The organism is Thalassolituus sp. UBA2009 (assembly GCF_002335285.1).
Taxonomy (GTDB): domain Bacteria; phylum Pseudomonadota; class Gammaproteobacteria; order Pseudomonadales; family Oceanobacteraceae; genus Venatoribacter; species Venatoribacter alkanivorans.
On sequence record NZ_DDCJ01000008.1, the window covers coordinates 1 to 4,428 of the forward strand.

The 4,428-nt window shown below is 52.9% G+C and carries 2 protein-coding genes; both read right to left on the reverse strand.

What is annotated here, in order from left to right; translation table 11 throughout:
- Positions 1 to 113: 113 nt before the first annotated feature.
- A complete protein-coding gene (locus tag B3P58_RS00850) occupies positions 114 to 1,706 on the reverse strand; it encodes a sensor histidine kinase (protein WP_186435902.1) in 1,593 nt (530 codons plus the stop codon).
- A gap of 163 nt (positions 1,707 to 1,869) precedes the next feature.
- Positions 1,870 to 4,428 (reverse strand): efflux RND transporter permease subunit (locus B3P58_RS00855; protein ID WP_286715318.1); only part of this gene is annotated, 2,559 nt, incomplete at its 5' end.

Consider the following 4,428-nt stretch of genomic DNA (forward strand, 5'->3'; position numbering starts at 1 on the left):
ATGTTAAAAAATGCTGTTTTTGTCAGCTACGGTGCTGATTAAAAACTGTGGGACAGTAGTTCCGCTGATGCGGGCTTTTTTATGTCTTTATAAGGACATTTATACAGCAATCTTTATATCTGCGTACTGTGCTCTTCCGTTACCTTCGGAATAACCAGCCGGAAAGCGGCGCCTTGTTCGCTGTCTTCAATCTGAATATCGCCTTTTAAGCGCTGATGCACGATGTTGTAGACCAGATGCATGCCCAGACCGGTGCCACCATGGCCACGCTTGGTGGTGTAGAAGGGCTCAAAGATTTTGGCTCTTGCTTCGGCATTAAGGCCAATACCATCATCGCTGTAACGGATAACAATATTGCCACGCTCTTCGGCTGCCTGAATGCGGATATGGCCGTCTTTTTTATGCTCAAAGCCGTGCAGCAGCGAGTTCATAATTAAGTTAGTCAGCACCTGGCTGATAGAACCGGCATAGGTCTGCATCCATAGCTGTTCGGAACAATCGATTTCCACCTGATGTTGATTCTGTTTGAATTTCGGCGACAGGGTTTCGAGAATTTCGTGCAGATAATCATGCAGTGAAAATTTACGGATATGCTCGCCGGTCTGATCTTCGGATACCTGCTTAAAGCTTTTAATCAGATGGGCGGCACGCTGCAGGTTTTTATCAAGGATGGTCAGGCTTTCATCCATCATGCCGGTAAATTCGACAAAATCCTGCTTACGCATTTCTCCCTGCTCAAAGGCGCTTTTCATCTTCAGATAATGATCTGCGATGTAGGAGTGAATGGTAATGCACAGGCCCAGCGGAGTATTAATTTCATGGGCAATACCGGCCACCATTCCACCCAGCGATGACAGTTTTTCTGATTCAATCAGTTTGCTTTGCGTGGTATGCAGCTCGGCCAGTGTCTGGTTCAGTTCGTCGACGGTGCATTGCAGGTTGTTGGTGCGTTCTTTAACCCGGTCTTCGAGTTCGAGGTTAATGGTTTTTAGTTGTTGCTGTGCCAGGGTTTTTTGCTGCAGCTCGTCGTTCATTTGTTCTGACAGAGCGTTGAAAGCACGGATCAGTACGTCAATTTCATCGAGATTATTGCCGGAGCGGGTAGATAGTGGTTCAAAGCTGTTGCTGTTCAGACGTTCATTAACTTCTTCTGCCATCAGGCTGATACGGCGATTAATCAGACTGTGGACAACAAACCCTAACAGACTGGCCAGCAGCATCAGACTGACCAGCTGCGCAACCATATTGGAAATAGCCGCACGGGAGGCCTGGGCAAATACTGCATCGCGGTCGAAGGCAATTTCGAGAAAACCGATATCTTTGCCATTAAAGGCAATCGGCATTTTTTCCACGTCTTTATGGTGTGGCCGCCGGCCTTCTTCGATGTTCATATTCAGGTTATCGGTCACCCGCACATAGCTGATGGCCTCAAGGTTCATGATGCCTTTTACTTGGCTGCGGATCTGAATTTCATCGTAAAACCACAGGCTGGAACCGAGGGATTCGGAGTAACCGGCACGGATATCTTCGAGTTTGCGCTGAAAGGCTTCAGTTTGTTGCTGGTAATTCCAGACAACAATGGCGGCAGAGACGCAGACAGACAGAGCGATGGAAGCGATAGCAAAGTAGAGGATGACCCGCCATAAAATAGAATGACGCCGGTTTTCGATGGTTTTTTTTCCCGGGCTTTCAGTACTGGTTTCCATGATCATTCCGAAATAAGACCTGAGTGTCTGGAGTGTCGCTGCGCTTCTGGAAGAGTAACGTCAGTTTAGCAGAAGGTTATACCGGCGACTGGGCTCATCAGGCAATAAAAAAGCCTGCGCAAGGCAGGCTTTTCCATTTCAGGTCGGCAGCTGGGCTAATGGTTCAGGCCCTGGCGCTGAAGGTTTTGCGGAAGGCCGCGAAGTACAGCAGCGGGATAATCACCAGCGTCAGCAGGGTCGAGACCAGAATGCCGAAGATCAGTGAGATCGCCAGACCGTTAAAGATCGGGTCGTCGAGAATAAAGAACGCGCCGATCATGGCGGCCACCGCGGTCAGTACAATCGGCCGTGAACGCACGGCAGCCGAGACGATAACCGCGTCTTCAAAGCGCATACCTTCGGCGGTTTTCTGATTGATAAAATCGACCAGCAGAATGGAGTTACGCACGATAATACCGGCCAGCGCGATCATACCGATCATCGAAGTGGCGGTGAATTGTGCGCCAAACAGTGCATGGCCGGGCATGACGCCGATAATGGTCAGCGGAATCGGCGCCATAATAATCAGCGGCACCAGATATGAGCGGAACTGGCCGACAACCAGCAGATAAATCAGAATCATGCCGACGCCATAGGCGATGCCCATGTCGCGGAAGGTTTCATAGGTGATCTGCCATTCGCCATCCCATTTCATACTGATGTCATCGGTCAGCGGCGGTTGCTGAATGTACATCTGCTGCCAGTTCATACCGGCGTCTGCCATGCCAAAGGCCATACTGAACAGACCGTAGAGCGGGCTGTCGAGCTCACCGGCCATATCGGCGGTAACAAACACCACTGGCTGCAGGTTTTTGTGGTAGATGGTTTTCTCCGCAACACCTTTACGCACATGTACAAGATCAGACAGGGCAATAAAGCGGCCATCGGCGGCACGTACTTTCATCACCAGCAGCTGGTTCAGGTCGACTTTATCGCCTTCGTTCAGCTCCAGCCGGATCGGCAGCGGGTATTTATTGTTGCCGGTATGCAGGTAGCTGACGTCTTCGCCTCCTAAGGCGGTATTGATTGCCTGCACGATGCTGCTCTGGGCAACGCCGAGCATCGCCGCGCGCTGACGGTCGATTTCCAGCAGCCACTGCTCCTGATCGGCTTCCACCCAGTCGTCGGTATCAACGATGTCTGGTGTGTTTTCAAACAGGCTGCGCAGTTGTTTGGCGGCAGCGATCTGGCGCTCGTAATCCGGACCGTACACTTCCGCCACAATCGGTGCCATCACCGGCGGACCGGGTGGAACCTCAACAATTTTAACGTTGGCGTTCAGTGTTTTACCGATCGCCTGCAGCGGTTCGCGCACGGACAGGGCGATGTCGTGGCTCTGACGGTCGCGCTGGTGTTTATCGACCAGATTCACCTGAATATCGCCCTGATGCGGCAGAGCGCGCAGGTAATACTGGCGCACCAGACCGTTGAAGTTAATCGGCGCGGCGGTACCGGCGTAAAGCTGTACGTCTTTGATTTCCGGCACGGTCATCAGCTCGTCGGACAGTTCTTCCAGTACACGCAGGGTTTGTTCTACCGGCGTGCCTTCCGGCATATCGACGATGATCTGGAATTCAGACTTGTTATCAAACGGCAGCATTTTCAGCACCACCAGTTTGAATACCGGCAGGGCAACCGCCAGCATGATCAGCGCGGTTACACCGGCAAACAGCAGCAGACGTTTGCGTCCGGCGTCAGCCCCTTCGATAAAAGGCCGCATCAGGCGGTTAAAGCCGTCATACAGTTTGCCCTGCTTCGGATCGGCCTCATCGCAGCTGTGAGCATTGTCCGGGGTGTGACGATTGAGCAGTTTGTAAGACAGCCATGGGGTTACGACAAAAGCCACCACCAGAGAGATCAGCATACCGGTTGAAGCGTTGATCGGAATCGGGCTCATATAAGGGCCCATCAGGCCGGACACAAACGCCATCGGCATCAGCGCGGCGATGACGGTGAAGGTCGCCAGAATGGTCGGGCCACCGACTTCATCCACGGCTACCGGAATCACTTCCAGCAATTTCTTGCCGCCCATATGCAGGTGACGGTGGATGTTTTCCACCACCACGATGGCGTCGTCGACCAGAATACCAATGGAGAAAATCAGCGCGAACAGTGATACGCGGTTGAGGGTAAAGCCCCACACCCAGCTGGCAAACAGGGTGATCGCCAGGGTAATGAAAATTGCACCGCCGACAATCACGGCCTCGCGCCAGCTCATGGTCGCCAGTACCAGCACCACCACGGCCGCAGTAGCAAACAGCAGTTTGGTGATCAGTTTGTCGGATTTATCTTTGGCGGTAATGCCGTAATCGCGGGTGACTTCGGCGCTGATATTGGCCGGAATCAGGCGGTTATGCAGATCATCGAGGCGCTGCTCAATCGCCTGAGTGATATCAATGGCGTTCATGCCCGGCTGTTTGGCAATGGCCAGGGTAACGGCAGGGCGTGAGCTGTCCTGCCCGAGTTTACGGGTAAAGACTGCCTGCTCCGGGGTATCCGGTTGCTGCTGGATGGTGGCAACGTCGGCCAGATACACCAGACCGCTCTGGTCTTTGCCGACGATCAGCTGGCCCAGTTCATCACGGGTTTTCAGGAAGCTGCCGGCCTGAATCTGGATCACCTGATTATTCTGCAACAGCGGCTGATGATAACCGCCGGCATTGGCACTGAGCAGGGCGTTGCG